At 65.9% G+C, this 26,910-nt stretch carries 22 protein-coding genes; 10 read left to right on the plus strand and 12 right to left on the minus strand.

Going from position 1 to position 26,910, the window contains the following annotated elements; genetic code table 11:
- Positions 1 to 2 precede the first annotated feature (2 nt).
- On the plus strand, positions 3 to 632 hold the full coding sequence (locus KZQ38_RS09440) for a PIG-L deacetylase family protein (RefSeq protein ID WP_219440255.1): 630 nt from the start codon (positions 3 to 5) through the stop codon (positions 630 to 632).
- Positions 633 to 719: 87 nt separating this feature from the next.
- Here KZQ38_RS09440 and KZQ38_RS09445 read toward each other — a convergent pair whose 3' ends face one another.
- Positions 720 to 1,205 carry a 6-pyruvoyl trahydropterin synthase family protein gene (locus KZQ38_RS09445; protein WP_219440256.1) on the minus strand — a complete coding sequence of 162 codons (486 nt, stop codon included), beginning with the start codon at positions 1,203 to 1,205 and terminating at the stop codon, positions 720 to 722.
- A 360-nt stretch (positions 1,206 to 1,565) separates the two neighbouring features.
- On the opposite strand from KZQ38_RS09445, the gene KZQ38_RS09450 reads away from it, so the two are divergent.
- The gene (locus KZQ38_RS09450) at positions 1,566 to 2,846 is read left to right on the plus strand and encodes a helix-turn-helix domain-containing protein (RefSeq protein WP_257900986.1); all 1,281 of its coding nucleotides are present in this window, start codon (positions 1,566 to 1,568) and stop codon (positions 2,844 to 2,846) included.
- 15 nt (positions 2,847 to 2,861) lie between these two features.
- Here the strand turns inward: KZQ38_RS09450 and KZQ38_RS09455 are convergent, their stop codons facing one another.
- The 3 genes from KZQ38_RS09455 to KZQ38_RS09465 all read right to left on the minus strand — a co-directional run bounded on the left by KZQ38_RS09455 (position 2,862) and on the right by KZQ38_RS09465 (position 5,549).
- Entirely contained in the window at positions 2,862 to 3,506 is a 645-nt protein-coding gene (locus tag KZQ38_RS09455; protein ID WP_219440257.1) for an HAD family hydrolase, read from the minus strand.
- Positions 3,507 to 4,158: 652 nt separating this feature from the next.
- The gene (locus tag KZQ38_RS09460) at positions 4,159 to 4,863 is read right to left on the minus strand and encodes a 7-carboxy-7-deazaguanine synthase QueE (protein ID WP_219440258.1); all 705 of its coding nucleotides are present in this window, start codon (positions 4,861 to 4,863) and stop codon (positions 4,159 to 4,161) included.
- On the minus strand, positions 4,860 to 5,549 hold the full coding sequence (locus tag KZQ38_RS09465; RefSeq protein ID WP_219440259.1) for a 6-carboxytetrahydropterin synthase: 690 nt from the start codon (positions 5,547 to 5,549) through the stop codon (positions 4,860 to 4,862). Before KZQ38_RS09465 ends, KZQ38_RS09460 begins: the two co-directional genes overlap by 4 nt.
- A gap of 543 nt (positions 5,550 to 6,092) precedes the next feature.
- On the opposite strand from KZQ38_RS09465, the gene KZQ38_RS35975 reads away from it, so the two are divergent.
- The gene (locus tag KZQ38_RS35975) at positions 6,093 to 7,526 is read left to right on the plus strand and encodes a helix-turn-helix domain-containing protein (protein WP_257900987.1); all 1,434 of its coding nucleotides are present in this window, start codon (positions 6,093 to 6,095) and stop codon (positions 7,524 to 7,526) included.
- A gap of 14 nt (positions 7,527 to 7,540) precedes the next feature.
- On the plus strand, positions 7,541 to 7,900 hold the full coding sequence (locus KZQ38_RS09480) for a hypothetical protein (protein ID WP_219440420.1): 360 nt from the start codon (positions 7,541 to 7,543) through the stop codon (positions 7,898 to 7,900).
- Between the two features lie 33 nt (positions 7,901 to 7,933).
- On the opposite strand, the gene KZQ38_RS09485 is transcribed toward KZQ38_RS09480, so the two are convergent.
- Positions 7,934 to 8,299, minus strand: a complete 366-nt coding sequence (locus KZQ38_RS09485) for a hypothetical protein (protein ID WP_219440260.1) — start codon at positions 8,297 to 8,299, stop codon at positions 7,934 to 7,936.
- 346 nt (positions 8,300 to 8,645) lie between these two features.
- Positions 8,646 to 10,031: a helix-turn-helix transcriptional regulator gene (locus tag KZQ38_RS09490; RefSeq protein ID WP_219440261.1), complete on the minus strand. Its 1,386-nt coding sequence runs from the start codon at positions 10,029 to 10,031 to the stop codon at positions 8,646 to 8,648.
- 1,021 nt (positions 10,032 to 11,052) lie between these two features.
- Here KZQ38_RS09490 and KZQ38_RS09495 point away from each other — a divergent pair.
- From KZQ38_RS09495 to KZQ38_RS09515, 5 genes are all read left to right on the plus strand, one after another.
- The gene (locus tag KZQ38_RS09495) at positions 11,053 to 11,340 is read left to right on the plus strand and encodes a hypothetical protein (RefSeq protein WP_219440262.1); all 288 of its coding nucleotides are present in this window, start codon (positions 11,053 to 11,055) and stop codon (positions 11,338 to 11,340) included.
- A 339-nt stretch (positions 11,341 to 11,679) separates the two neighbouring features.
- Positions 11,680 to 12,375, plus strand: coding sequence for a tetratricopeptide repeat protein (locus KZQ38_RS09500; RefSeq protein ID WP_219440263.1), 696 nt, complete (start codon positions 11,680 to 11,682; stop codon positions 12,373 to 12,375).
- A gap of 611 nt (positions 12,376 to 12,986) precedes the next feature.
- Positions 12,987 to 13,859, plus strand: coding sequence for a hypothetical protein (locus KZQ38_RS09505; protein WP_219440264.1), 873 nt, complete (start codon positions 12,987 to 12,989; stop codon positions 13,857 to 13,859).
- Between the two features lie 81 nt (positions 13,860 to 13,940).
- Positions 13,941 to 15,068 carry a NucA/NucB deoxyribonuclease domain-containing protein gene (locus KZQ38_RS09510; protein WP_308258318.1) on the plus strand — a complete coding sequence of 376 codons (1,128 nt, stop codon included), beginning with the start codon at positions 13,941 to 13,943 and terminating at the stop codon, positions 15,066 to 15,068.
- 82 nt (positions 15,069 to 15,150) lie between these two features.
- Positions 15,151 to 15,570: a hypothetical protein gene (locus tag KZQ38_RS09515; RefSeq protein WP_219440265.1), complete on the plus strand. Its 420-nt coding sequence runs from the start codon at positions 15,151 to 15,153 to the stop codon at positions 15,568 to 15,570.
- Positions 15,571 to 16,231: 661 nt separating this feature from the next.
- Here KZQ38_RS09515 and KZQ38_RS09520 read toward each other — a convergent pair.
- Together KZQ38_RS09520 and KZQ38_RS09525 are read right to left on the minus strand one after the other, a co-directional pair.
- Positions 16,232 to 17,365, minus strand: a complete 1,134-nt coding sequence (locus KZQ38_RS09520; RefSeq protein ID WP_219440266.1) for a pentapeptide repeat-containing protein — start codon at positions 17,363 to 17,365, stop codon at positions 16,232 to 16,234.
- A gap of 623 nt (positions 17,366 to 17,988) precedes the next feature.
- Positions 17,989 to 18,291 carry a hypothetical protein gene (locus KZQ38_RS09525; protein ID WP_219440267.1) on the minus strand — a complete coding sequence of 101 codons (303 nt, stop codon included), beginning with the start codon at positions 18,289 to 18,291 and terminating at the stop codon, positions 17,989 to 17,991.
- Between the two features lie 593 nt (positions 18,292 to 18,884).
- Here KZQ38_RS09525 and KZQ38_RS09530 point away from each other — a divergent pair.
- Positions 18,885 to 21,314, plus strand: a complete 2,430-nt coding sequence (locus tag KZQ38_RS09530) for a hypothetical protein (RefSeq protein ID WP_219440268.1) — start codon at positions 18,885 to 18,887, stop codon at positions 21,312 to 21,314.
- 358 nt (positions 21,315 to 21,672) lie between these two features.
- On the opposite strand, the gene KZQ38_RS09535 is transcribed toward KZQ38_RS09530, so the two are convergent.
- The 4 genes from KZQ38_RS09535 to KZQ38_RS09550 form a co-directional block, all read right to left on the minus strand.
- Entirely contained in the window at positions 21,673 to 22,593 is a 921-nt protein-coding gene (locus KZQ38_RS09535) for a hypothetical protein (protein ID WP_219440269.1), read from the minus strand.
- 512 nt (positions 22,594 to 23,105) lie between these two features.
- Positions 23,106 to 23,951 (minus strand): hypothetical protein, encoded by an 846-nt coding sequence (locus KZQ38_RS09540; protein WP_219440270.1) that lies wholly within the window; start codon positions 23,949 to 23,951, stop codon positions 23,106 to 23,108.
- 1,107 nt (positions 23,952 to 25,058) lie between these two features.
- A complete protein-coding gene (locus tag KZQ38_RS09545; RefSeq protein WP_219440271.1) occupies positions 25,059 to 25,412 on the minus strand; it encodes a hypothetical protein in 354 nt (117 codons plus the stop codon).
- A 6-nt stretch (positions 25,413 to 25,418) separates the two neighbouring features.
- Complete coding sequence (locus tag KZQ38_RS09550) at positions 25,419 to 26,909, minus strand: helix-turn-helix transcriptional regulator (protein WP_219440272.1); 1,491 nt, start codon at positions 26,907 to 26,909, stop codon at positions 25,419 to 25,421.
- Position 26,910: the final 1 nt, after the last annotated feature.

The following is a 26,910-nucleotide window of genomic DNA, read 5'->3' on the forward strand; positions in this document are numbered from 1 at the left end:
CGGTGACCGCGACCGCGTTCATCCCGCCCGGCTCGGTCCTGACCGTGATGGCCCATCCCGACGACGCCGAACTCTGGGCAGGCGGCACGCTCGCCCTCTGCACCGCCGCCGGAGCCGACGTCACCATCGCCGTCCCACGCCACCCCGAGCCGCGTGCCAGTGAGGCCGCCGCAGGGGCCGCGGTACTCGGCGCGGGGCTTCACGAGATCAACGAGCCCACGGCGGCGGCCGTACGCGAACTGCTGCTGGACACCCGCCCCGAAGTCGTGCTCACCCACCCGCTACGCGATGTGCACCCCGACCACCGGCGCATCGCCGAAGCCGTGCTGGAAGCCCTTCCCGAGGTTGTCATCGCCACCGGAAAACCACGCCGGGTCTACGCCACCGACACCTACAACAGCCTCACCCTCGACGGCCCCGTTCCTGCGCACACCACCGTCGACATCACCACCACCTGGACCGCCAAGCAACGCGCCCTGACCGTGCACGCCTCCCAGCCCATCGCCGAACACTTCGGCCCGATGGCCGAGAACCTCGCCCGGCTGTGGGGCGCGCGCATCGGCGTCGACCACGCCGAGAACTTCGTCCCGCTGCCCGTACTCGGACGCCTGCCCGCCGCGGTCACCCTCTGACCTTCGCGGACTTCCGCTGGCTTGATAGTGTCGAATGGGCACGTCAGGTCGGGCCTGCCGTGTTCGACGGTCGGTGCCTGCGGTACTTCATCGCGGCACCGAGGGCTCGTAGACGGCGGCGTTGAGCCGGGTCTCGCGGACCAAGACCCGCTCGACCCTCGCGCCGTCAGCGCGAGGAAGCCCGGTCAAGACGCTCTCGGCGACCCGCCCCAGCAGGACCGCGACGGCCTCAACGGTGGGCCACGGCAGCCCGCGGGCGAACTGCTCGGCAACGTCCGCCGGGCGCTCAACCCCGAAGCAGAACACTCGACTGCCCTCCGCGGTCAGCGGCTCGATCAGCCGGTCGCACGCGCCGAGCATCGTGGCGTGGTCGAGGTGCTCGTCGATCCACCGCCGAAGCCCGACCTTGAGCGCGCCGAACTCCACCACGGTCACCTCGGGACTCAGCTCCGGGGCGGTCACCGTCACTGAGGCAGACCAGGAGTGGCCGTGGAGGCTCACGCACTTGCCACCCAGGTGCGGCAGCCGGTGTCCGGACTCGAACGAGTGCTCGACGGTGATCTTGTGCGCCATCAGCGGACCACCGTGCTCGACCAGTCGATCGACAGGGGCGGTTGCGGCAGTATCACCTCGTGCATCTGCACCGAACCCAGCTCACTTCCCGCAAAGTCAGGCGTCCGTGATCGAGAACGGCCTGCGGTGACCGGTCGTCGGGTGGGCCATCGCAGGCCCGAGGCCAGTCAACGGGCTCGCCCACCGCGATCACCAGAGCGACCGTGCGGCGGCTGCGAGGCGTCCACGGGGCGGCACCCCGCCTGATCAGGGATTTGGGGTTTCCCTGGCGGGTGAGCACGCATGGGCCGACACCGGCCGACGCTGCGGAAACGAACGAGTACCGTGCGCTATGGAGGGACCGGAGGAAAGGGACGCGCGATGGTGGCACGGCTACTCACTCCGCTGGCCGCTGCTCGCGAAGCCGCCGGTTACACCCAGGAAAGTCTCGCCGTCACGCTGAAGGTTGAGCGCACCACCATCGGCAGATGGGAACGCGGCGTCCAATCGCCTCAGCCGTGGCAGCGACCCGGTCTCGCCCGAGCCCTGCAGGTCTCCCTGGACGAGTTGGACGTCCTGTTGCGCCGCACTGCCCGGCGCTCCAGCAAGCCCACCTCGGCTGCGGTCCTGGCCCCAGCACCGATCGGCGTTGAGCTGATCCCGCCGGCACCACCCACCAGCGACAGCCACGAGCGCGAACCCGTCGCCGAGGTCGACGTCATCCACGCCGCGATCCCGCGCCTGCGCCGCGCCCTCGACCGACTGGACCTGCCCGACGACGGGCTCACCAGGACCCCGGCTGACCTTCACGGCGACATCGCCCGCGCCAGCGACGACCGGTTGCAATCCCGCTACGGCAGCCTCGCCCGCCGCCTACCCGCCCTCATCACCGAACTCGCCCGTGCCCGTCAGCTCGGCGCCACCGCCGACCGTCGCCACGCCGCAGCCCTGCTCACCCTGGCGCTGCGCGCCGCCGACGGCGTGGCCTTCAAGTTCGGCTACCTGGACCTGTCCGCACGGCTGATCGACCTGATGCGCTCGGCCGCCCGGCTCGCCGAGGACCCACTGCTGCTTGCCGCGGTGGCGTACGTGCGCACCGAGAACTTCTTCGCCAGTGGAGACCTGGACGCTGCCATCCGCGCCCTCGAACTTGCCGCCGACCGCGTACCCGACCTCGACACTGCCTCGGCCTTGGCCGCCTTCGGCGCCTTGCACATGCGCGCGGCGGTCGTCGCGGGCCGGGCCGGCAAGCCCGATCGCGCCGCCGACCACCTGCGCGAAGCCCGCCGCGCCGCAACCGCCGTCCCCGAAGGCGTCTACCAGGGCACCGCGTTCGGCCCTGCCTCCCTCCGCATCCACGAACTGGCCGTCGCCGTCGAACTGCGCGATCCCCTGGGGATCGAACGGGCGGCGGCCTGGCACCCGCCCGACACCCTGCCCGCCGAACGTCGCTCCCACTACTTCATCGACCTCGCCCGCGCCCAGCTCACGCTCGGCCGTCACGAGGACGCCTACCTGTGTCTGCAGGCCGCCCGCCAGGCCGCGCCCGAACACACCCGCACCCATCCCCAGGTCCGCCATTCGCTGTCGACCTTGCTGCGTACTCACAGCGCCCCGAGCACGGGACTGCTCGAACTCGCCGCCTGGGCCCGTGCTCGTTGATGCCCGACCGAACGCTTAGTGCGGAGCCAGCAGGTCGGGCAGGTCGTGCAGGGAGTCGATCACCCAATCGGCATCGCGACGCACCAGTGGATCGTCAGCCCAGAGGTACCCCCAGGGACCGCGCCGGATCAACGCCGTACGGAACCCCGCCGCCTTCGCCGCCACCACGTCGTTGTCCCGGTGGTCACCCACGTACACGGTCTCACCGGGTCCGTCGGGCACCATCTCCGCGACGCGCGCGAAGAACTCGAGCGAGGGCTTGGCGACACCCCACTCGCCCGAGGTCGCGACCTGGTCCACCGGCAGGCCCAGCGCACGCAGCAGCTCCGCCGCGCGGGAAGTCTGGTTCCCGGCCACCCCCACCCACAAGCCGAGCTCCCGCAGCCGCGCCAAGCCGGGCCGGACGTCGGGATAGAGGTCGCCGTCCTCGATGCGCTCACCCAGTCCGGCCTCTTCCCGTAGCCGCCGTTCGCGGGCGAGGTCGAAGCCCGGCTTGAAGTATTGGAACGTCTCGGCGTTGTCCCGTCCGGCAGCGGTGACCGCACCCAGCACGGTCGAGAAGGTATGACGTGGCACGCCGATCCAGTCGGCCCACGCACCCCACTCGCGCGAGTCGTCCAACAACGTCTCGCCCACGTCGAACACCACCGCGGTCACCATGCTTCTACTCCTACGTCACCCACAAACGCCGCGCCACAGAGGGCCCTATGGCCTGCACAGCTGCTCGGAGGCGGCCGAACGTCGATCGCGCCCAACTCCCAGCGCACCTCGTCGCCGGATTCCAGTTGGCGGGCGGTGAGGTAGACCAGCGTGTCGCCGTCGACCAGCGCCATGCGCCACCATCCCCTTACTGGATCGCACACCTCGGGTGGGACGTCGGCGTGGATCTCGGTTCGGCACACGCGGGTCGGTCACAGTCAGGCGGAGCCAGAGTCCGTCATGAGATTCGGTCCTGCTGATCGTCGTTCCAGACCATGCGGTGACACGCGACTGGTCGAGCACCCCGCGCAGCACATCGAGGTCTACGGGCTGACGCCCTCGCCTTGCTGGGTGCCGGTCTGTCGAGGGTGTTGGTCGCGGATTCCGCCTCGCTTCCGAATTTGATAAGTGGGTGAAGGACGTCAGTAGCGGAGGCTGGTGGTGAGCCCCGGCACGCAAGCTCTGGGCAACCTGCCAACGCAGCGAGGGCGACTACGAGCATCAGGGCGGTCTCAGTCAGGCCCTGGGAACACGTGCCCCCAAGGGACGTCACCGAGGTTGTGGTGCTGGCACTGGGAAACGCCTGATTCAGTGCTCGGTCTGGGAGTCGGTGTCACCTCGCGCCGGTCAGGATGTGCAGGCGGGTGGAGACGTTCCACCCACGTTCAGTGGCCGGGCCGTAGAGCGCGTCCATGCCGGCCAGAACCTTCTCCTGGGTGGTGCCTTCCGGCATCACCCACACCGGAGCCAGCCGGTGCTCCTCGACGAGCTGGGCGATCTCGTCGAAGTCGCGGTCAGGCTCGCTGACCACGAACTTGAACACCGCGCGGTCCGTCGCAACCAACGCCGACAAGGAATCGGCCTTGATTCGGGTGGAGTAGGCCATGCCGGAGTTCGCAAGTTTTGGGCTCACCACCCAGAGATCGACCAAGGAGGCAAGTTCCGGTGTGGGCGCAATCGTGCCGTTGGTTTCGACCTGCACCCGAACATCCGGCAGGCCGCGGGCCAGTGCAGCCATGGCGGGCTGCTGCAACATCGGCTCCCCGCCGGTGATCACCACCATGTCCACGCCGCGCTCAAGCACCCACGACACCAGCTCGGCGATAGGGACTCTGTCGCTGACGTCGGCCGGGTTGTATCTGCTCCAGTCCCAGCTCTCTGGGGTGTCGCAGTAGCCGCACCGGAGGTTGCACCGGGAGAACCGGACGAACACGCAGCGCTGCCCGGCCCACGGGCCTTCGCCCTGGAACGACTCGAACTTCTCCGTGAGAATTGCGGAACCCTCTACACGTCCGGGAGTCAAGGCCAGCGTGTTCACGAGGCATCGCCTCGCTCCCACAGACCGGTGGTCATCCCCGAGTCGACCCGTACGGATACGAGTCGGCCGCGGGTCTCCGGTTCGACGTTGTCGACGAACCATCCAGCCAGGTGGGCCACCAGCGCAGGGCCAGCAGCACGTAGCCCCGCGTCGGCGTCAGACGCCTGGAGGTATGTTTCGAACGGCTTCGAGTCGCCGAAATCGGTGATGAACCCAACCTTGTTGAGCCCGTCCGCCCTAAGAACCAGCGTGACGTCGCTGCGGCTGCTCTTGAAGGTCTTCGAGATCGTGACCTGGCTGGTGACGTCGTCACAGCGTGCTGACGTGGTCGCGGTCTCCGACACCACCATCTCGACCAGCGTGACCGACATCGCCGACTCAACGTTGTCCCGGAACCACCCGGCAAGGTGAGCAGCGAGAAGCTCGCTCGTCGGGTGGAAGGTGACCTGCTCGTTGAGCAACCGGTGGTCAAACGTCGCGGCCAGAAAGTCCCGGAGATGCGACAGATCACCGGGGGCGTCATCGTGCACGAGCGCCGAGGCGGTCACCGTGTAGTTGTGGCCGTGGTTGCGGCGACATTTATGACTGGCCGGCAACTGCATCAGCTCGTGGCTGGCACTGAAGCGGAACGACTGCGAGATGGTGATCTGGCCGTCCGCCATACACTTCTCCTCATTGGCCTTCATATGGCCCTCCTTATCCGGCCATGCCGAACGGCACTCGGACGATCTGCGCTGGCGGCGGAGCCGTCCATGCCGGGCCGGACGACGCAGCGGCCAGAAAGTTCGAGGGTGGAGTGGCACCAGCGGCGATCTGTCGACCAGTCCGGTGCCCCGAGCGATGTTCGCCTCGTGCGGACGATTGCGCATCGAGCGCGCCCACCAGCACGTCCGCGTGAACGGGAAACTCCCCATCGACAGGGAGGGTGGTCTGACCATCGGACATCCAGAGCCGCACGTTCTGGTGAGGCACTACTAGTCACTCGGGCTGTCGCTGGAGACAGCACCCCGCCCAGACCGCAGCGACCTCAGTCAACTTCCAATGATCAACGGCTGCCAGAGCGACGACGCGGCGGCAACGAGGCGGCAACGAGGCGGCACCGCCTCTGACCTGCAGAAACACCTTTTGCGCGGCGGTAGTCCGAACGGGTGCTGCTCGCCGAGCGAGTGATCAGACTTGACCGGTAGCTGGTTATCGTGGCATCGGGCCGACGGAGCGAGGTGGTGTTCATGGGCGACCGGCGAGAGGCGTTCGCGGCGCGGCGTGAGCTGATGGGCTACACCCAGGAAAGCCTCGCAGCAGCCGTCGGTGTGGAGTTCTCGACCGTGGGCCGCTGGGAGCGCGGTGATCTGACTCCGCTACCGTACCGGAGGCCACGTATCGCGAAAGCGCTGGGGATCGGCCTCGAAGAGCTGGGCACGTTGCTTACGCCGGCACCATCCCGGCAGATGACTGCTCCGCCCTCGGCCGCCGTACCAGCCCGAGCGGCGAATGCCGGCGCAGGAGGCCCGCTCGACACGCAGCCCACCGCGCACGGTGGCGCTCAAGCCCGTCTCGAAGCCGCAGCGCCACGAACGGGTGGCAGGCTGTCCGAAAGGGAGGCCGTCCCTGTTCAGCCCTACCTCGCGGAGACAGACGACATGGACCGTCGCGACCTGCTGCGCCTGTTCACCATGAGCGGTGCCCTGCTGGCGTTGCCTGCGATCGAACCTGTCCTCGACGACGTGGACAGGCTTGCCGCGGTGGCTCGAACCGGCGCGGTGGATTCCGCGGCGGCAGCCGAGTTCGCCCAGTTCAACAGCCACCTGTGGCGGGTCTACGCACTCGCGCCGACCAAGAGCGAGGTACTTCCCCTCGTCCGCGCACAGCTCGACGTGCTGTCGACGGGCCTGCGGCACCCGCAGACCCCGGCCATCCGGCAGCGACTCTGTGAGCTGTCCGCCGACCTCTTCCAGTTGGCGGGCGAGATCTTCTTCGACGGTGACCGATACACCGACGCCGCCCACTGCTACACCCTTGCCGCGACAGCAGGCAAGGAAGCCGATGCCCCGGACCTCTGGTCTTGCGCGTTGACCAGGCACGCCTTCATCGCCCTGTACGAGCGTCAGTTCGATGAGGCCGCTCCGCTACTGGAGCTGGCCGCCGCCCTGGCCCGCCGAGGCGATCCGGCACTCTCGACCCGGCAATGGATCGCAGCCGTGCAGGCAGAAACCTTCGCCGGTCTCGGCGACGTGGACGCCTGCCAGCGCGCACTCGACACGGCAGCCGAGGTCCAGCACCTTCAGGGGCCGGTTCACAACGGTGGCTGGCTTCGATTCGACGGTTCACGCCTAGCCGAGGAACGCGGCACCTGCTACGTCAATCTGGGCCGCTACGACCTCGCCGAGGCCGCCCTGACCGATGCCCTGGCTGGCAACCTGACCGCCCGTCGAAAAGCCGGTGTGCTCACCGACCTGGCGATGATCGGAGTGCACCGGCGTGATCCTGACCGGGTCGCGACCTATGTCGACGCCGCCCTGGTCACCGCCCGCCAGACCGGCTCCGGAGTCATCGCACGCAAGCTGCGCGGCCTACAGCCGAACCTGGCCCCTTTGCTCACCGACCAGCAGATCCAGCGACTCGATGCCGAGATCACCGAACTCGTCGGCAACCGCGCCGCATGATGGAGGACGACAGAATGCAGAACGACCGTGGCCGCGTGTTCCGTCAGGCGTGGATCGCCGGAGTCACAAAGCACTACCCCGGCGAGCCCAAGCCCGGCTACATCACCCCGTGGGAGGAGACCCCGGATTGGGAACGCGACGCCGCGACCGCCGTGTACGACCAGGTCCTCGCCTTCATCAAGGCCACCGACGGCGCCACCGCCAAGCTCACCTCGGACCAGAAGGGCCGCTTCGTCGCGCTGTGCTGGATCGGCCAGATCTACAAGCACTTCCCCGACCCAAAGCCGTCCTACGTCGCGGACTGGAGTGACCTGCCCGATTGGCAGAAGGCCACGGACATCGACATCTTCGAACGCATCGAACAGGACGCCTGACCTGTGTGACGGCATTGGCAGAATACGGCGTGGTCACTTCTCGTGCTGGGCCGGGTCGCTGTCGCCCCACCAGACGAACGCGACGGCCGTGGTGGTCGCGCCGGGATTGCCCGGCCCGATTTCGTACGACACGCGGATCACCGCCGCCGGCACGGTCCACTCCCGCTGCCGCTCGATCACCCGACCGATCTGCGAGCCCAGCAACGGCAGCCCGAACATGTCCGGCACGCGCTTGGACAGCAGGTGGAACAGCGGCGCGTACTCGAAGTACCGCGCCCGTGTCCGCGGTACGAAGGTGACGTTGACGTCGTCGAGGCGCGGACCGGCTGGGACCGTCGTCGATGGCCTGCCCGACAGGGATGTCGAGCAGGCCGTCGCGGACACGCACAGGCGCCCCACAGCCGGAACCACCGCCCGCTGGTTGACCAAGCCCGACCGCGTCAGCGGCCGGTGCGCCCACCCACGCCCGCACCCCGTCCCCGGTCGCCGACCCGAGCATCAGCCTGGCCGCCGCGATCACCTCGCCACTCGTAGGCGCGCTGGCCGTACGGAGAGGGAACACCCCAAGTGGGCCGGGACGGAGCCCGGCCCGACGGGCGCTACTCGGGCGCGGACAGCCGGAAAGAAGCCTCCACTACCAGGCTGCCGGTGCAAAACCCCTGTTCAACCCGGTCCCTATCCTTTGGTTCTCCCGCCGCGGAGCGTGCCTTGGCCGGGAGGAGGCGTCTCTTCTTCACCCCGCGGCTCAGCGGAGGAGCAGGAGGCGATCCCGCCAGGCCAGGCGCAGCAGGGTCACTGCGCCGGAGGACAGGCGCGTCTCAAGCCGGTCGATGGCCTCGGCCGTGAACGGAACGCCGATCCTGCCGTCGATCGTCACCACGCGGCCTTCGTCGTTGGCGTCGACGACGCCGCTGAAGAGCCGGTCGAAGACGTCACCGTCGATCACCGCGACGGTGCGTTGGCTCGCCGCCAACCTGAGCGGGTCCATGATCAGGCCGTAGTGCCACAGCCGGAAACGCCCTTCGTTGCGCGCGCGCTCGAACGACGCGAACGGCTCCTCGTTCCCGTAGTCGATGCGGCGGGCCCCGTTGCCGTCGTGTTCGGGGTTGCCGAGGAACTCCTCGGAGTATTCACGCATGATGTTGCGCCACAAGGAGAAGTCGTTGCGGATGTCGACAGTGGACACGGAGGAGGGCTGGAACTCCCCCGCCGGCATGAGACTGCAGATGTCGCGACCGTCGGCGACAGCGGCTCCGTCACGCTCGTGAAGGACGAATCTGTGGTCGCCCGTGCTGCTTCGTCGGATGGTGAGGGTGTTGATACCCGGGGACATCAGCAGCCGTGACGGGTCGAACGGGTCGCCGATCGCCGACCTCAGCGGCAGCGCGTCCCAGTGCGGTATCGCACCGCCCGCCGCGTACCACGCACTCTTGAACTCGTGAGCGAGAGACTCTTTGACGTCGAACACCTCGAAGAACGTGGTGGTCCCGAACGTCAGCGTCAGCCCGTCGGACGCGGATACGTCGAGAAGGCGGTAGCTGAGCCGGTTCTCCAGCAGCCGAGGCCGGACGAGGTCCCGCACCGCCCGGCTGTAGCCGGCGTAGCGATCACCTCGGGCGGTCAGCGGCAACACGTGATCCACCGGATCGAGCCGAGGCACCGGGTGCTCGGCGTCGGAGAACTCCAGGCGAACCGATTCCAGTTCCACAGGCTGGTCCAACAGCCAGCCCGGCCCGACCAGCACATGGCCACCGGGCGCCCGTTGTCCAGCCGGGTAAAGCCATGCGGCCAGTTCGGCCAACTCGCGCCCTCGGGCACCGGCAGCGCGGCGGATGCGAAGCCACTCCGCTTGGCTTCGCCGTACATGCTCGGCGACCGCGGGACCGAACGTCTCACCGGTCTCCGGCAGGACGGGCGACCGAGGTTCTCCGGCCAACAGAGCGTCGAGTTCCTCGATCGACACCCCCAGCGCCTTCGCGATTGCGGGACGCATCCACGGCTGCGGGTCCTGCGTCCCTCGTTCCCATCGGCCGACCGTCGACGGCTCCACCTTGACGCGGCGGGCGAACGTCTCCTGCGTGAAGCCCAGAGCTGCACGTCTGTTCACCAAACGCGTTCGCTTACGTGCCATTTCCGCCACCCCCGTCGGCTTTCCACCATAGCGTGTACCGATTAACCCACGTCAGAGGTCATGTAATCGTCACCCGGACGGGTGTGTCCGGCAGCAGCTCCGGAGTGTTCCCGAGCAAAGAACTTGGAAGACAGGACTGATGGGTGTCAGCGCTGTCGTTTGTCCCTGCCCCTGGGTAGTTCGGACGGCTCATCGTGACCAGATCGGAAGAACGGCGTGCCGCCGTGTGGCGCGGAACCACGTCACCGCTCTGGACACCAATACAGGCGCGGCCGTGGACCTTCTTCGAGGAGCGCATCCAACTCGCCGAGGGGCGCTTTCAACGCTCGGGCGATGTTCGGCCTGAACTGCACCTGCGGAACACCAGGCATCCCACGTCCACGGCGAGCTTTTGCACGAAAGACAGGCCCACCGAACCCGTCCCCGACCGGCCTCTCGCGGAACGTCCGGGCAGACGTACCCGTTCGGCGTACGTGCACCCGGTTCGCGTTCTCGCAGGTCAACGAGGCGGCCGACGTGTCGACGCCGTGAAGTCGACCGGTGGCCGACGTGGACGTTGGCTGCCGATCAATGTTGGGTGGAATTCGTCATGGAAGCACCGGGGTCGCCGCACCCATGTCCGGCCGGCCCGCTTCCCGGACCTTTGGATGTGGTGCAAGTGCCCTGTGCGAAGTCGAGGTTGCCGAACCCCTATGCGTCAAGTCGCCCGTGCCCTCTGCTGTCGCAGCGACGTGGGCAGTGCGCGTAATCGGCCGACCACCCACGGCCGCAGGTTCGTCATCGAAGCTCCCACGAACGGGCACTCGGCCGCGGAACGTCTGTGGTTACCGACCCGGACGGTTCCCGACAGCGTCTGACCACATTGGACTATCGGCCTGCTCCCGCGCGGGCAGGACGGTAACCGTGAAAGGCGAAACACGTGAGTCAACGATGCGAACAGACCAACCCCGCCACCGCTGCGGACATACCCGTCTCCGGTCTGTGGGGAGATGAAAGGCTGGCGATCTTCGCCGCGGACGACGTGCCGACGCTGTTCGCGATCGGGGCCGAGGATCTCGGGACCCACGAAGCGTGGATCATCGGGTGGGGTATCTCCTTCCCGGGTTCCACGAGGGTCGTAGCGACGGACGACGGCCACACGGTGAGCACCGTCCGGCCTGAGGACTCGCTGCGGTTCTTCGCCGAAGGCGGCCAGACCCGGCTGAGTCTGATCTACGCGCCCTCGATCCGCGACGCCCTTCAGTACCGAGTGCACCGGCCGGCGGAGTCGCCCGTCGAGGGGCCCGCCGGCAACCGGGCCTCGACCTGACACGACGCGCTGGACCAACCGGAACGCGTTCTCCGGGTGCAAGACATACGCCCTTGCACCCCCGGAGTTCTCACACGGACGAGACGACCAGGCGGACCGGGCACAGCCCGTTGGGAAGGACGGCGGCAGGTGAGCGAGCAGGCCAGGCGGCTGTTGCGGGATGTGGTGCGCGCACGGCGAATGCTCGGTCACGATGTCCGTGACGTCGTCACCCCAGGGCCTGCCTGGCCCACACCGACCGACAGGCCCGGTGGCCCCGGCTCCTTCCGCGCCGGTCCCCTGCTGGGCCCGGACACACCCGAAGGTGTTCGGCGGTGGATCACCGAACACGGGGACGAGGTGGTCGCCGCCGTGCTGGAGGCCGACGACATCGGGATCGCCTTGCTGGGTCACGTGTGGCGGGCGCTACCCGACGACGTGGAGGAGAGCTGGCCCCGTCGGCTCTACGAGTGCGCCGCACCTCTGGCCGTGCAACGCCCGTCGTCACGCGAGCTGGCAGGCGCGCTCCGGGCCGGAGCGGAAGTCCTGCGCCACCGCGGTTGGTTGCGACCGGCGGCCGGACTGGGCATACACGAACTCGCCATCCGGCGACTGCTCGACGACCCACAACCACACACGGACGCCCTCCATTCGCTGGCCGCCACCTACCGGGCGCAGCACCGGATGCACCGGGTGATCGAGTGCGCCGACGAGGTGCTGGAACTCAACGTCCGCCACGCCCGCCCCGACGGCATCGCACGTGCCCTGGCCCGGCTCGGCACGCTGATGACCGAAGTGGGTCGCCTGGACTCGGCGGTGAACTACCTGACCCGCGCCGACAAGGCGCTCGGCACCCTCGACGCCGAGGAGGAACGGGCCCGCGTGCAGGTCGACCTGGGCCGGGCACTGTGGCTGGGCGGCGACGAAGCCGCCGGCAGACGCAGACTCCGCCGCACCTTGCCCTATCTGCCAGATCCCGACGTTCAACGCGTTCGACAACTCCTCGACCTGCCCAACGGCAGCACGCTCAACCGACCCGAGCTGGGCGGCGGCTGACCGAACCGGTCGCCCTACCAGTCTCCAGCGAAAGGACCTCAGCCATGCCCGGTGCGACCGCCACCCCCCAGTCCAGGGTGTGGACGCACCGTGCCCGCCGGCCGGCGATTGCTGCGCGGGGAGGCGTGTTCCCCGGGCTCGCCCCCGTCGAAGCGCCGTCGCCGGCCCCGACGGTCCGCACCACCTGAGCCCCTGGTGCGGACCGTCCCCCTTACGTGAAGGAGCAAACGATGGAGACCACCCCTGGTTCCCCGTTTGAGGACCCTTCCCCCGACAGCTCCACGTCCACGACGCGCACCGATCCCGGATGGACCGCGGCGCGTGACCGCCTGATCGCCGCGCTAGCTCGAGCCGCCAGCCACGGTCGGTAAGTACGGGATGTCCCTCTCACTCGAATGTTGTAGGTCGACTTAGACACAACGGTCGAGCGTTCGACTGTTGCTCACAGGGCGCACCGGAGGTTGGGCAATTCGGTAGACCGCCTACGAGCCGACTCGGTACGTGAGAATTCTTCATAAGGTTGTGGGACCCACACGGCCGTGTGGAAAAGTCCGTGCTTCCTTGGGGGATGGATGCGGTTGTTGACACGTACGCGGTCCTTGCTTGCCGCAGTGGCGCTCGCGACAGTCCTGCCGGCGACCACAACGGTGCCAGCTGCGGCGGCGGAGTCCAGTGCCTGCCAGCGCCAGCCACGGGACGCGGTGGCGCAGATGTGTGCCGACCAGTCCCAGTACATGTACGGCGTGTTCGCCACATTCGCCTATCCCGGAGTTACTTTCGGCGGGGCGGCGAGTTGGCCGGTGGACTTCTACAACGAAACCGAATTTTTCACCGACGACCTGATGACCAAGTCCTTCGCTTTCGGCCTTGATGTGCGGCGACAGGGTACAGCGACGACCTACCAACCGTACTGGATCGACTACACGAACTTCTCCGGTTACCGGTCGATCGGAACCGCCGCAGGCGGCTCGGACCTCAAAGTGCACACCTTCATGGCGATCCCGTCGTGTAGCGGTTGCACCACCTGGGACATCTTCTACGACTACGTGCACGTCGGTACCACCGGCGGGCAGCCGTCGCCATCCTCGCACCACCTGATGACCGGCTGGCTATTGACGGGAATGTATGGGCCTTCCTCGTTCCCGCAGACCCGCAACAGGGTCATGTTCCTCGACGGGAACTACCAGTTCGTGCGGTTCGATCGGGCAGCGACGTCGGTGCGCGCGCCGGCAGGCGACTGCTCTATCGGCGCCCATCCGGACTACTGCTGGCGCTTCGACACAGCCGTGTCGACGGCATCCGGCGGCACCGCCCAGTACGTCACCTCTTGGGACGTGACCAAGCCGATGGTGCAGCCGGGGACATTCGCCACCACTGCCCCCGAGGCCGGCCAGAGGGCCGCGCAGGACGCCGACGACGAGACCGATCAACTCGTCGAGCGGGCCCAGCAGATCGTCGACCAGCGCCTGAAGATCCGCCGCTGATCCGCCGCACGCCAACCCGCCTGTCCGACCGACCACCGGCACGGCATTTACCGGCGTGCCCTCGACATCCTGGAGACACCAGTGACGCGCAAGCTCCTGTACTCCCTTGTCGCAACCCTCTGCCTGATCACCGGCACGATCGTCCCCGCTTCTGCGGCTTCTCCGGCCGCTGGGCCCATCACCGCCGCCGCGGCTGCGGACCTGAGACAGGACTGCGAAGCGCACCGCAACGAGGCGGCCGGGCAGCGCGGTTGGGCACGTAGCCGCTTCGAGCAGTGCCACCGCCAATCCAAGTACATCACCCTGTACGACACGAACACCCTGGAACCCAAGGGGCACTTCGAGTTCGACCTGTGGACGTTGGCCTTCGCCTACGACGGCACCAGGCGCGTGGATTACGTCATTTCGGTGGAGAACGCCAAACAGTCTCAACAGTTGAACGACCAATGGAGCCTGCTGACCGTGACCTTCACCGGCTGCGCAAGCCGCACAGACCTGACCTGCACCGGCCCGCAGGAGGTGGAGAAGACCATCGGTGACTGGTACTACCAGCCGCACATCGACACGATCAGCGTCACCTCTCCGGACACGGCGGGAGCTGCGCCCTTCGCCACCGTCGGCTTCGACGCTTCCATCGGGATAGTGGCCGAGTACCGCGATGGCCGCACCCGTCCTCTGGTCGACTCCTCCTCTCAGGTCAACAGGGTCCGGTTCGACTCCGCCGGCTCGGCATTGGGCAACGGCAAGTACAAGGGCACCGTCTTCCTCGACCACACCCCGACCCTCGTCCTTCCGCTGACCGGGGCCGGAATCGACGAGGAAGCCCGGCACGTCGACGACGCCCTGCACCACACCGAGCGCACCTTCCCCAGTTCGCTGGGCAAGAACGTCCCCGGCGAGACCAGGCCCCTGCACCGCCTGATGGACGCCACACAGCGCTCCAGCAACCACAGCGCTTCGGTTGGTATCTGCCGCAACATCTGGGGCGACGGATATGCCGCGGGTGGACAGGAATGCGACGAGTACCCGTTCCAATCCACCTACGAGGGCTCGGCCACCTCGACCAACAACCAGCCCTACACGTGGAACGGATCCGCCCGACCCATCAACGGCGACCACAACGGTGCCGGCGGCACCAAGCTCGCGAACTTCTACGGGGCCAACCGCATCCTGGACAACGACGCCTTCTACGTGAAGGTCAGTCCCTGACCGAGGACCCGACCGCCGCGCGTGGCCCGCTACCGTCAACATGGCGGGCCATGCCCGACCCGTCCTCACCCTGGAGGCACCGATGACCGAACCCATCGCTCACCTCGACTTCACCCTCATCCCCGCCTACAAGCTGATCACCCTGAGAGACGCGGACAACGACGCCGGAACCGACAGCGCGAACGCCGTTACGGCCGCCCGCCGCGACGGCATCCACTCCACCGGCTCCGAGCTGTACATCCACTGCCCCACCGACACCCAACCGATCACCATCACGCTCACCGTCACCGCCCAACCATCGCAACCCCACTCCCCGACCTTCGAAGTCGAATGCCCCAGCGGACTGATCGTGCTGGGCACACCGACCGGAGAACAGACCGACCTCACACTCCCCGGCGGCGCCGGCGTCTACACCGGACACGTCACCAACACCGCCGGACACTGCCGAATCCTGCTGTGGCGGACCAGCACCATCGCGGACTATGACGAGGACGAAGATTAACCTCCAGCACGCTCAAGCTAGCCCTGCAACCGGCGTTCGCGTCGCCGCCAACGCAGAGTCAACTCGAAGCGGGTTGCCGGGGCGTATTCCTGTTCCACCCCCACCGCGCCCGGAGCGCAGACGCTGGACAGGCGCAGCGTCACGTGGGGTGGCCGCAAGGAGCGGTCCGTCCGCGCGAAGGGTGAAGCGGGCCTGGGTGCCACAAGGCATTGCCGGGTGTCGAGGTAGCCAGCGGCGAGGTTGTTTGTCAGGCAGATTCATCGTCTTTCAGGATTCGACGGGCGCCACGTGCGTAGAGGGCGCCTGGCTAGCTGTCACACGTAGCCGCCACCATGGCGCTGCGCACACCCGCCTTGATCAAGCTTCTGGCCAATCGAGCACTCCAGCTCGTTCCCGCTTTCAACAGGTAGGAGGACCTGGCCGTCGAGCAGGACGGTGCCCGGTGACTGCGTGAGGTTACCTGATTTGTGGGCGCAGATCGCTTGGGCGGAGAGGTGCTCGGCGGAGAACGCAGTGTTCTCGGCCTTGGTGTACTTCCCGCCGCGGACAGGTGGGCCATTGACGTTCCGAAGACCATCTCTCCTGATCGAAGCCTCACCGCCTTGAGAAAGTGCTTCAGACTCCCAGGAACACCGATCAGATCAAGAAACCTCCCTATAAGCTATTCCGATGCAATACTTCCATTAGCACGGATGAGGCAGTACCAGCCGCCTTCATCTCCAGGGAGGCATCCATCGCGGCCAGCTGGCGACAGTACCCATCCAGTTGGCCATATGGAGGGAATATCGCCGCCGCCACGGGTACGAGCAGCACCAAATCCTGACCCTTTCGGGAGAGCAGCCCCCTCGAAGTCGGCTCGGCCACCGAATGTTGCCCCACGAAAGTCGGCGTATCCGCCGAATTTGACTTTGGAAAACCTCACATCTCCACCGAACACTGCCGCACGAAAGTCGGAGTATGCACTCAGTCTGGCCTGGGCAAACCGAGCGTCGCGCGTGAATTCTGCTGCCCGGAAACTGACATTTCCCCCGAACCTGGCCCTCTCGAATACGGCGCTCCCATCGAACCGGGCAGATCCAAAATTGGCATGGCGCACGTGACATCGATTCAGATTAAGCGCAAAGAGTGTAGCGCCCGCTAGATCGAGGTCCGTGTCAGGCCAATACTTCGGATTTACAGGAATACCATTCCGGTCGTAATCCGGCCTCAAATGGGCAGCTAGGATCCGCTGAGCGGTGAGTCGCACCTGATGTTCCTGACCTCGTATGGTCGTGATCACCGCCCGGTCCGGGAGGGCTGCCACCGCCGCGTCATCTGCATCCTCCACGGGGGCAGGTACATCACCTTTTTCCAGGTTGCCGGACGCCTCGTGAGGCATTCTCAGGTAGGCGCAAATGACATCAACGATTGTCTGCCGGTGGCTCTGATAATCCTGGGCGAGGCGTTCCAATGCATAGAGTCCACCCAGCCGCACTGGCGCCTTGTTCGAACCCAGTTGCTCGACCGCCTTGATGTAGAGGTCGGTGATTCGGCGTTCTGCCGCGTCGTGGCGAGCATCAGTTGCAGCGTCCCTCTTCTGTTCGAGATCGACATCTTGCAACTCCAACGCCACTTCGGTGGAGCGCTGACGCCGCACTGCCAGCAATAGGGCAAGCGCACCACCGGTCCCTGCAGAGGCCGTCAGAGCGATGCGTACAGCCTCTGCCCTGGCCCGCATCAAGTCGGGACCGCTTAGATCGCCCGTCTGCTCCCACAACCACCAGCCGATACCGATACCAACACAACCGACGATCACAGCGGAGGCTCCGACCCACCACCATCGAAGCGGCTTCAGACGTGCGCGGCGACGAGCCTTTGACGTACTCGGCTGATGGTCCACGTGCCCAGCATGACAGCGAAGCGCAACTGTCGGGTCCGACCCTCCGGATACTGCCAGCGCGCTTTGGCGCACTTGGACGAGGGATCGCGACTGCCGCGCCGTTCGATGCGAACCACCCTCAACTTTCATGTGCGTCCGGTCTCCGGTAGGTGTGAGAACGACCAAGTGTCAAGCAGCATCGAAAATGCCGTTCTGTCCGTGCGACTGGTGCGCACCACCGCGCATCTCGGCACTGCCCGTGGGCCGCCGTTCGCCGTACGACCACGGCTGGGAAGGCACCCTGCGTGCCTGCGCTGCCTTCTGGCAACCAGAAACGCACGGGGTCACTTTGGCCGGGGCAACAACTGCGGCGGGGCCTCGCCGGAGGGCGGGCCCCGGCCGCAGCACCGGTGGAGGCGGCGACGTCGCCAGTGCCAGCGCCGAGGTCTCGGCGGCGACCGACCTCTGGCTCGGCGAGCATGCGGGTGCTGTCAAGAAGGCCAGCGAAGCCGCAGCCCAACTCGCCGACGCCGGGGAACCGAGCACGCCGCGTTCTGGCGCTACGTGGAGGCCCACGCCCACTTCGATCGAGGACGCACCCAAGATCTCGTCGCCCGGCAGTTCCCGCGCGGCTTCGCCGAGCACTGCTGCCCTGCGCCGGGTGGGCGCGTGAGCGGGTCGAGGGCGACGACCAGGTCGTCTAGTGGCAGGTCGAGCAGCCGGGACAGGCGCACGAGCGTCGTCAGCGACACCGTGCGGTGGTTGGGGGCGCGGGACAGAGCGCTCAGGGTCACGCCGAGCCGGGCGTCCAGGCCGTGCGGCACCAAGCCGAGATCGGCGACGCGCGCCCGGATGCGCGGCATGTCCAACGCCGCACGGGTGACGACACCGGTGGACCGGACTGCGACGTCGTAGCCCGCCAGGTCCTCCCTGCGGCACCGGCCGGCGCCGCAGGGAGGGAACGGTCAGTCGTCCTCGTCACCCCAATGGTCGACAACGCGGGCGATCCTGTTGGGGTAGTGCCTGTCGAGCACCTCGCGCACCCGAGGGCTACTCCAGCCGGGCTATTCGCTCCCACCTGCACCGAGGCAGGCCACGAGGCGGCCGATCGTGCGCACCGACCCGGTCACGCCACTACCGGCGAGTTCCAGCCCGTCGATCTCCCGCAGAGGTGAGGGCGCGCTGGTCACACATCGGCCAACTCCAACTGCACGAGCACCCAAGGGTTCCAACACTCGCTCCGCGGCATGAGAGTGCGTTTGGGCCTAGTCTCGCCGAACGCAAGCCAGTCATATGTTACGGAACACGTCTCCACTGCGATGAACAAGAATCACCTGTTACGGAAGTAGTTGGGCGTGCCTCGCGTCGAGGTGGGGGTAGAAGTTCCCCAGCGTGGCGGAGGAAGAACTGACGGTATCTGCTCGTAGGTTCGACGTCGAGAAGAAGGGGGTGAGGGATGGCACGGCGCAATCCCGCTGCCCGGTTCCTGGGCAACCTCGATCCTGCACATCTCGGTGATCCGTCAACCGAGATCGGCCTGTTCCGTGTCTGTAGGACCGTCGCCGATGCTCGCGGGGTACTTCACGGTGAGGTGGTCGCTGAGGTCGATGAGATGCTCAAGCTCGTCGAGGATGCCGACGCGTTCGACGTCGTCGAGCTGATGCGCATGCGGGAGTTCCCGCCGGTCCCGGACCCGAACCTCCAATGGGACGGGGCAGCGCTCAACGTTGAGATCGTCGCTGCGATGCTGCTCGGCCGCGGGGCCCGCAAGCCCACAGACACGCCCAGGATGGATACCCGGCCGCACGAAGCCATCAGCGATCTCCATAGCCGGGCCCAACGCCTCGGGCGGCTGTCCATCTACCGGCAGCAGTTCGAGGCGCACATCAGCGACGATCCGCTCGCGCCGCTGGCCGCGGAGTACCAGGGCGCGGTTCTCCACATTCGCAACCTCCAGTACGACACCATCCGCGAGGCCCACGAGAGACAGCTGTTCGACAACGCTATCGTCGCCCCACTCATGGCCGAGCACCTCGGTTACACCTACCCCGACGTAATCGCGGTTCGCAACTCCATGGGCCAGCTCGGTAGCTCCAGGATGACCAGACTGCGTGACGACACCGGCGCGATCGTGATGCAGCACCACGGGACGCCACCAGACCAGATCCCCGACGGGGTGAAGCAAGAGTTCATGGCAGCGATGGTCTCTTTCATGTTCCTGCCCGCAGACCGAGCCATCATCACCGCCGAGGACATCGCCGCTGACACTGGCGCCGACGTGGAGGTGGTCCGGGCAGTCCTGGAGTCCTACGCCCAGACGTTCGACAACAGCATCCTGCCCGCCCGCCGGGTCTACGACCTCCTCACGAGTGGCAACCCGTTTCAGATCACGCCTCTGGTTTCGGACGGTGCCGGCAACTACGTGGAGACTGCGACCGGTGTGGGACTCGACTCGCTCCGACGGATTGTGGAGACTGCTCTGGCCGGTACGAAGCAGTTCCACCGCTACGACCAGAAAGTCCGTCAGGTCGTCAGCGAACGACTTGCAACCTCCTCGCTCGAAAGGGTACTGCGGACCCCGGCGAGGCTCACTGGGTTCACGTACTACGCACCCAACGACAACGAAACCCACACCCTCCTCAGTCGCGATTGTGCAAGCCTGAAGTCCGTCGGGAAGCCGGTCGAAGGAGATGGCCTGTTCGTCGTTGGCGACGTCGCCATTTGTGTCGAAGTCAAAGGCAAGTCGATGGCGTCAGCCGCACGTCGAGGCGACGTCAGGCGACTCTGGAGCGACCTCAAGGCCACCATCGGCGACGGCTGCAAGCAAGCCGCACGCCTCCAAGCACTCATTGAGACCAATGCTGGCCTCTGGCTCGAAGACGGCTCCTGGCTCGACTTGTCCGAAATTCGCGAAGTCCGTTCTGTCGTCGCACTCCTCGACGACATTGGCCCTCTCGGCACCAGCCTCGGCGACCATCGCAAAACCGGACTACTTCCCGCCGAACGCACACCCTGGGTCACGTCCCTGCACGACCTCGAAACCATCGCTCAGGTCTGCGACCGCCCCTCCGAGTTCCTCCTGTACCTACGCCGCCGCACTGACTCCGATATCGCCACCTACTACAAGGCATCCGACGAACTAGACCTCTTCATGCTCTTCATGAACGCCGACCTCTACGTCGAACCCGATCCCGACAAACTCCGCGAGGAACACCCGACGAGCGGCCGGGTCGCAAACCGTGATCGGAAAGAGCGCGTCCGAAGCGCTATCCCCACAAGAGTCGGTGAACAGTGCCTCCGCCTCAACGCCTGGATGGCCCGCGATCAAACTTACGACTCCGCCGACGACGTTCACCTCTTGAAACCGACCTATAGCGCCCTGCCGCGCGTCCTCCAGCTCATCGACGTAGTCGACGCTCACAGCAATGGCATGATTCGCTTCGGCGCTGACCTCCTCGCCCTATCCGGCAGCGGCCAGCAACGTCTTCTTAATACCATCGACAAGTGTATCCGCCGCGCCCGCAACGACGGCCGACTACACGACGGCATGTTCTCCTTGGCAGGAACCTGGGGCCATCCAACTGTGTTCATCGGCTCCCGCCCACGTGGAATCTCTCTGGAACCAGCCCGACAGCGCCTCCAAGCGTACATACACGTCAAGCGCCACCAGATGAAGTCGGACCGGTCATACGGCCTGCTTTTCAACGAAGCCGGCAACCTCGAGCTCGTCGTTTACAACAACCATCCGGTTGGCGAAGACGCCGAACTCGATGCACTCGTCGAAGATCTTGGCTTGAGGACCATGGCCTATACCTCGTCACCAGATTCGTGGTCTACGCGGCGCACCACACGCCGCCGACGGAGCAAGAAAAAGCGCCGGAAGTAGTTCCGAAACCGAGAATTCTGAATAGCGTCCTGGTTCTCATAGGCGCATCCACCCGACGGGGCTGGACGTGGAGAACGCGACCGCTCATCGGCAATAGCGGGTGTTCGCGGCACGGTGAACTAGACCACCAGTGATGGCCTGGTCCGTCATGCGGCCCCGGGACTTCCCACGGCACGCCGGTCTGCGACACGTCACAGCGCGAATCGCGCCGCAACTACCAGACTGCCGGTACGAATCCGCTGGTCAGCCCTGTTCCCATCCTTTGGTGCTCCTGCCGGGGACACGAACGCACACTTCGTGCCTCGGTCGTCTCAACGGAGGCTGACGCCGGTCGTGGCCCCACACCGCCGAGCGGGCTTCAGCGGCGGAAGGGTCGCCTGGGGTCGCGCGGTTGCGCGTGGTCGAAGGTGGTGAACCAGGCGTTGGGGCGGTAGTCGCCTATGTCGAGACGGCGGTTGTGGTCGTCGTCGGGGTCCTCGATGCCGTCGCGGCCGGGATCGAACAGTTCGAGGATGTCGTGGTCGGTGAACAGCACGTCGGACAGCAGTGCCCAGTCCAGGTCGTCGCCGCGTTCGGGCAGCCCGGCGAAGCGCGTGTCCAGGCCGGACCAACCGTCGTCCACCGCCGACTCCGCGTAGCGCAGAATCAGGTGCAGGGCCATCTCCTCGGCCGCGCACCGGGGTCGCGGGCACTCCCCCGCCGCCAGGTCGGCGGCCAGGTCGTCGAACGAACGGGCCGCCTGACGCCGCCACAGCGCGTCCTGACGCCAGGTGATCCGGGGGAACTCGCCGAATACCGACCACAAGCCGCCCGCCGGGTCCACCGGGCCGTCACCGAACTCCAGCACGTCACCGTAGGCCAGATCCGCCAACATCCCCGCGGCCGACCACAACACCGCGACCGTCCGCGGCGTCAGCATCCCCGCCGCGCACCTCTCGCAGTCCCCGCCACCACAGCCGCACTCCGGGAACAACGCGGCGAAGTCCGGCCACACCTCCCCCTGACCATCGGCCTCGACGGCCCAGTACCGCGCACCGACAACCTCCACACCCTCGCAGTCCACGATGGCGACCGGGTCGACCACGGCCTCCAACGCCGCCACCGGGTCACCACGCACACCCTCGGACCCGTCCCGACGAAACCGCACCACGGTCCCACCGGAACCGCCACCGACCACAAAGACGGACCCAACAACCGACCGCACCGCCGACCGCTCCAGCGGCGCCTCACCGACCACCTCGACCAGCACCTCGGCGGTCACCTTGAAACGACGCCGCACCCCACCACTGTCGACCACCCCACGACCCTACGACCAACACCCACCCACGGAACCCTCCGAACCAGGTCGGTTCACGTCGATCCGCGCACGTCAGACCCGGTCCAGGCAGGTTCAACAGAACCACCCATTCGGGTGGCGACCCCATTCGGTGCTGGCAAAAAATCAGGAGCGAGTCGCTCCCGATTCGCTCCTCCACCATCCTCATGAAGATCGTTTCGTTACCGCCCCGTGACCACTTCCAAGATCGACACAGGCGCACGAAAAAGCCCACCGACCTGGGCTTTCGCTCCAGAGCCAGCGGGCTTTCTCAGACCGTCGGGACGACAGGATTTGAACCTGCGACCCCTTGACCCCCAGGACGTCCTGGTAGCCATCTAGCTGGGAAAAGACAGTCTCCACTGTCGACTCACGCAGGCTACCGTCTCAGGTTTCGCTGTCATTTCTGGGTTTCTGGTCCACGCGTGGTCCACGAGCGCCGCGCCACTTGATCCGGCGGCAAGCGCACCGTTGACTCAAGGCAAGTTTTTTAATCCCGTTCGAATGCCCTCCATCATCTCCGGTCCTGTGAGATTCTGAAATACATCTTCACGGTACCGGAGTGCAACAGGCAGGCGGGGGAGCAGTTTTTGCGCGGCCGCAACTTCGGTCAGGATTGCGTCATCCAGAATTTTTGGATCACCTTTAGTGATTAGCACTAGGACGGGAATAACATCACGGTTTGCATTATTGCGCATGCCATTCAGGCTATCGGCAACGAGTGCCAATTTTGTTAAGGCGCGAGCAATTACCGGCCGGGGTGAAACTTTCGGATCTACGTACTTCACCTCGAATGCGTATGCATCATGACTCATTGCGGGCCGCACGTAGACATCGGCCTCAAGCGCCGGGCCATTCGTGCGACCAATCCGAACGCCAGCAAAGATCTCGTCGGATTTGAAAATTGTTGAGAGCTTGCGGGTCAACTCTATTTCGAAGGCGAGCATCTTGTCTCGCAGTTCGCGTACCGTTACTTGCCTTCGTTCGAAGGGGGCATTTTGTGAAGCTTGCCCTGTTGACTGGTCCGCTTGGTGATTTATTTTCGGAAGTGGGTCCTCTCTAGGCTGTTCACCAGTCGACGAAATCGAATCGTTAGTTGGTGCAACAACGGCCGAAGCCTCATGGTCGACCCCTTGTTCCTGCACCAAGTCGTTCGCTTCCGTCTCGGCTTTCTCTTCTTTTTCTTCTTGCGTCAACCGGGTAAATTCAACAGATAGCTTGTCAAGTTCAATATCATCCCTCCGGTCCTGCACTTTCTGTCTTTTGCTCCATCCACTTAAGCCGAAAACTGTAAGCGTGAGCCCCATTAAAGTGAGACCCACAACGGCGTACGGTACGACTTTCGTTACGGTGAGAATTATTCCTTGCTTTCGTCGTATGGCCTCTTGTGCCGCCGGAGTCAACTTCGATAGTTTTTCCTGTTCAATCGACAGGTCTCCTTGAGCCTGCAGAAAAAACCGCCTAATCCGATCGATCCAACGATGATGGCTACACCAAGAGTCGTTAGATACTTTCGAAAGTGCCCTTGGTCGGCAGGTGTAAGCATCGCTCTCCCCTGTACAAGATGCGCAGCGCCTATAGATCAATCTACCTCCCAACGATCTTGGATGGCGCTCCCGGTCTCCTGATCACGCTTCGTGACATCGCTGCCGACACGAGGTGCCACGGTCCGCTTGATGGCCTGTCAGGTGAGCACAGCTGCGCGGCCGACGTCGCCTCACTTGATTCGCGGACGTCCATGTAGCCATACCTGGGAAAACATGGTCTCTGACATCCACACTCAAGTGCGCCACGATCTCAGGTCTTGCTGCAATCGCTGGGTTCCGGTCCACGCGCGGTCCACGCGAGCCGTTGGACTTGATCGAACGTCAAGTGATCAGCATGGGCGCTGCGTCTCCCGAGCAAGACACACAGCCCCATCGCAAGCTGCACACTCTTACTGCTGGCTGTAGACCAGACCCGGCCCGCCTCAGGGACGCCACTACGGCGTCCAACATCACGGACGTCTCCCCTGGCGAAGCCCTGGGTGGGCAACGCGGCAAGATGGGTAGCTGAACACCATCTCAATAAAGAGACTGTGGTGAACCGAATCAAAACGGCTTACTTACCAGGTAAAGTGCCAGGTCAAGAAGTGTCTTCCCCGCACACGCGGGGGTGGTCCGGGGCTCGACACCCCGGCATGTCGTTCCCCGGCGTCTTCCCCCCACACGCGGGGGTGGTCCGATCCCGGCGCTCGGGCAGACGGGCACCACGCAGTCTTCCCCGCACACGCGGGGGTGGTCCGCACGACCACCCCGCCGAGTCCGACGGGCAAAGGTCTTCCCCGCGCACGCGGGGGTGGTCCCGAGGCCAAGGCCCGCGGCACGCCGCCCGGCCTGTCTTCCCCGCGCACGCGGGGATGGCCTTGCTCTCGCGCGGCGCGAAGCCTATTAGTCAGGCAACAACCCGCCAATACCCAAGAACGCGAGCACCGCCACCCCGATCAGCCACCACGGCGAGAACCAGCCCAGAATTACGGCTGTCAAGATCAGACCAGAGGCGAGCAGGAGCATGACCCCGAATTTTCGCAGCTGCCGTGCCTCTGTCCGGTCAGCCCTCCGAAGCTCAGGGATGCTTGCCTCAAACTCCAGCATCTCCTCAGTGAGCCGGTCAATCTCGTCCTGAAGCCTCAACCAGACCGACCCTTTATAGCTGGTTTCATCACGTAACCTCGCCTTGTCTTTGATCTTCCGCCGGAACTCCTCAAGCTCTTCTTCGTACGGATCGGTGTCTCTTACGGCCATGTGCCCCTACCTCGCATCCCGGTGCAGAATCTCCCTGCGGTGCGACCACGCGAGGTGGATCGCGGCAGAGGCACCTGGGGACAACTGCCCCGACTGACATAGCCGCTCGATCGTGTTGCCTTCGAACGGCAACGCCCTGGCAGGGATGGTGCCCTCGTCGTTGCTGTCCACAGCGTCCCTGAACATCTCGTCATAGGTGGTCGGCTCGATCACCGCGACTGTGAGGATGTCGCCGGTCAGCGTGAGTGCATCCAGCGTCACGCCCAGGCAGTACACGCGGATACGGCCGTCTGTCAGCGCCTGGTCAAGCGAAGAGAACGGCTCGACACGCTCGTAGTCGATGGGCTGTCCGCTGCCGTCGTACTCGGCGTGCCCAAGAAGCTCTTCCGCGAACTCGCGCTGGATGTTGCGCCAGATTGAGAAGTCGTTCGCCACCGACTCGGGGAGCACGCTGGACGGCTGGAAGATCCCTGCGGGAAGCAGGTGGGCCATGCTGCCGCCGCCCGCGACGCGGCCTCCGTCCCGCTGATGCAGGATCATGCTGGGGCTCTCCCCCGCCCTGATGGTGAGCGTGCCGATCGCACCCATGAGCGGGCGGCGGGTGAGGTCGAACGGGTCTCCTATCAGCTTGCGGAAGGCGAGCCGCCGCCACGACGGGCGGGTCAGGGTTACGTCGCCGTGCTGGTCGCGCGAGAGGTGGTGCATCGCCATCTCGTGCGCCAACGCCTCGTTCGTGTCCATGGAGTCGAAGAAGCCCATGACACCGAACTGGAACTGGATGACCGGCAGCGTCCAGTCCATGCCGACCAGGCGGAAGCACAGGCGGTTCTCGAACAGCCGCGGGGACGCCAGGTCGCGGATGGCGTGGCTGTAGCGCCGGTAGCGATGTTCGGCCGACGCCAGCGGGCGGACCTGGGCACTCTCGGCTTCGGAGCCATTGACGGCCGGCGAGTCCGAGTGGGTGTCGAGGTCCAGTACGACTTTGCCGAGCGGTACGGGCTTCGGCGGAATCCACGACGGGTGTGCGATGACGCCTGTTCCTTCCAGGCCCGGCACCTGGCCGTCGGGGTAAAGCTGCTGCGCCGCGACCGCCAGGGCACGGCGGTGCCCGCCCAGCAGTTGCCGGGCTTCCTGCCAACGCTTCTGGTCCTGCTCAACTCTTGGATCGAGGGCGCCTGGCGCGGCCACAAGCGTCAGCAGCTCGTCGGTCGTCGTCATCGCGGGCGCGGATGCTCGTTGCGGGCGACGGAAGCCGAGTTCGTCCACCGCTCGGTCGAAGTGCTCGGCGAGCAGCCGGCGGTAGAACGGCTGCGGCCAGTCGACCTCGCCGCGTTCCCATCGCCCCACCGTCTTCTTGGTGATGTTGGGGTGCTTGCCGTGCTTGCGCGCTGCTCGGTCGTTCAGCTCGCGGGCCAGGTCCTCTTGGGAGAGGCCCGCGTCTTCCCGCAGTGCGATCAGCGCGAGGTTCGGCGTTCGGGCGTCAGGGGCCACAACCATG

It is taken from the genome of Saccharothrix obliqua, assembly GCF_019375475.1.
In the GTDB taxonomy this organism is placed as follows: Bacteria; Actinomycetota; Actinomycetes; order Mycobacteriales; family Pseudonocardiaceae; genus Actinosynnema; species Actinosynnema obliqua.

Excerpts from the sequence above, each read along its gene's own strand:
- KZQ38_RS09445 (WP_219440256.1), bottom strand. The coding sequence starts at position 1,205 with ATGGCGCACAAGATCACCGTCGAGCACTCGTTCGAGTCCGGACACCGG.
- KZQ38_RS09545 (WP_219440271.1), bottom strand. The coding sequence starts at position 25,412 with ATGGCCGTAAGAGACACCGATCCGTACGAAGAAGAGCTTGAGGAGTTC.
- KZQ38_RS09515 (WP_219440265.1), top strand. The coding sequence starts at position 15,151 with ATGACCGAACCCATCGCTCACCTCGACTTCACCCTCATCCCCGCCTAC.
- KZQ38_RS09525 (WP_219440267.1), bottom strand. The coding sequence starts at position 18,291 with ATGCCGCGCATCCGGGCGCGCGTCGCCGATCTCGGCTTGGTGCCGCAC.
- KZQ38_RS35975 (WP_257900987.1), top strand. The coding sequence starts at position 6,093 with ATGGGCGACCGGCGAGAGGCGTTCGCGGCGCGGCGTGAGCTGATGGGC.
- KZQ38_RS09530 (WP_219440268.1), top strand. The coding sequence starts at position 18,885 with ATGGCACGGCGCAATCCCGCTGCCCGGTTCCTGGGCAACCTCGATCCT.
- KZQ38_RS09455 (WP_219440257.1), bottom strand. The coding sequence starts at position 3,506 with ATGGTGACCGCGGTGGTGTTCGACGTGGGCGAGACGTTGTTGGACGAC.
- KZQ38_RS09490 (WP_219440261.1), bottom strand. The coding sequence starts at position 10,031 with ATGGCACGTAAGCGAACGCGTTTGGTGAACAGACGTGCAGCTCTGGGC.
- KZQ38_RS09450 (WP_257900986.1), top strand. The coding sequence starts at position 1,566 with ATGGTGGCACGGCTACTCACTCCGCTGGCCGCTGCTCGCGAAGCCGCC.
- KZQ38_RS09480 (WP_219440420.1), top strand. The coding sequence starts at position 7,541 with ATGCAGAACGACCGTGGCCGCGTGTTCCGTCAGGCGTGGATCGCCGGA.
- KZQ38_RS09550 (WP_219440272.1), bottom strand. The coding sequence starts at position 26,909 with ATGGTTGTGGCCCCTGACGCCCGAACGCCGAACCTCGCGCTGATCGCA.
- KZQ38_RS09465 (WP_219440259.1), bottom strand. The coding sequence starts at position 5,549 with ATGAAGGCCAATGAGGAGAAGTGTATGGCGGACGGCCAGATCACCATC.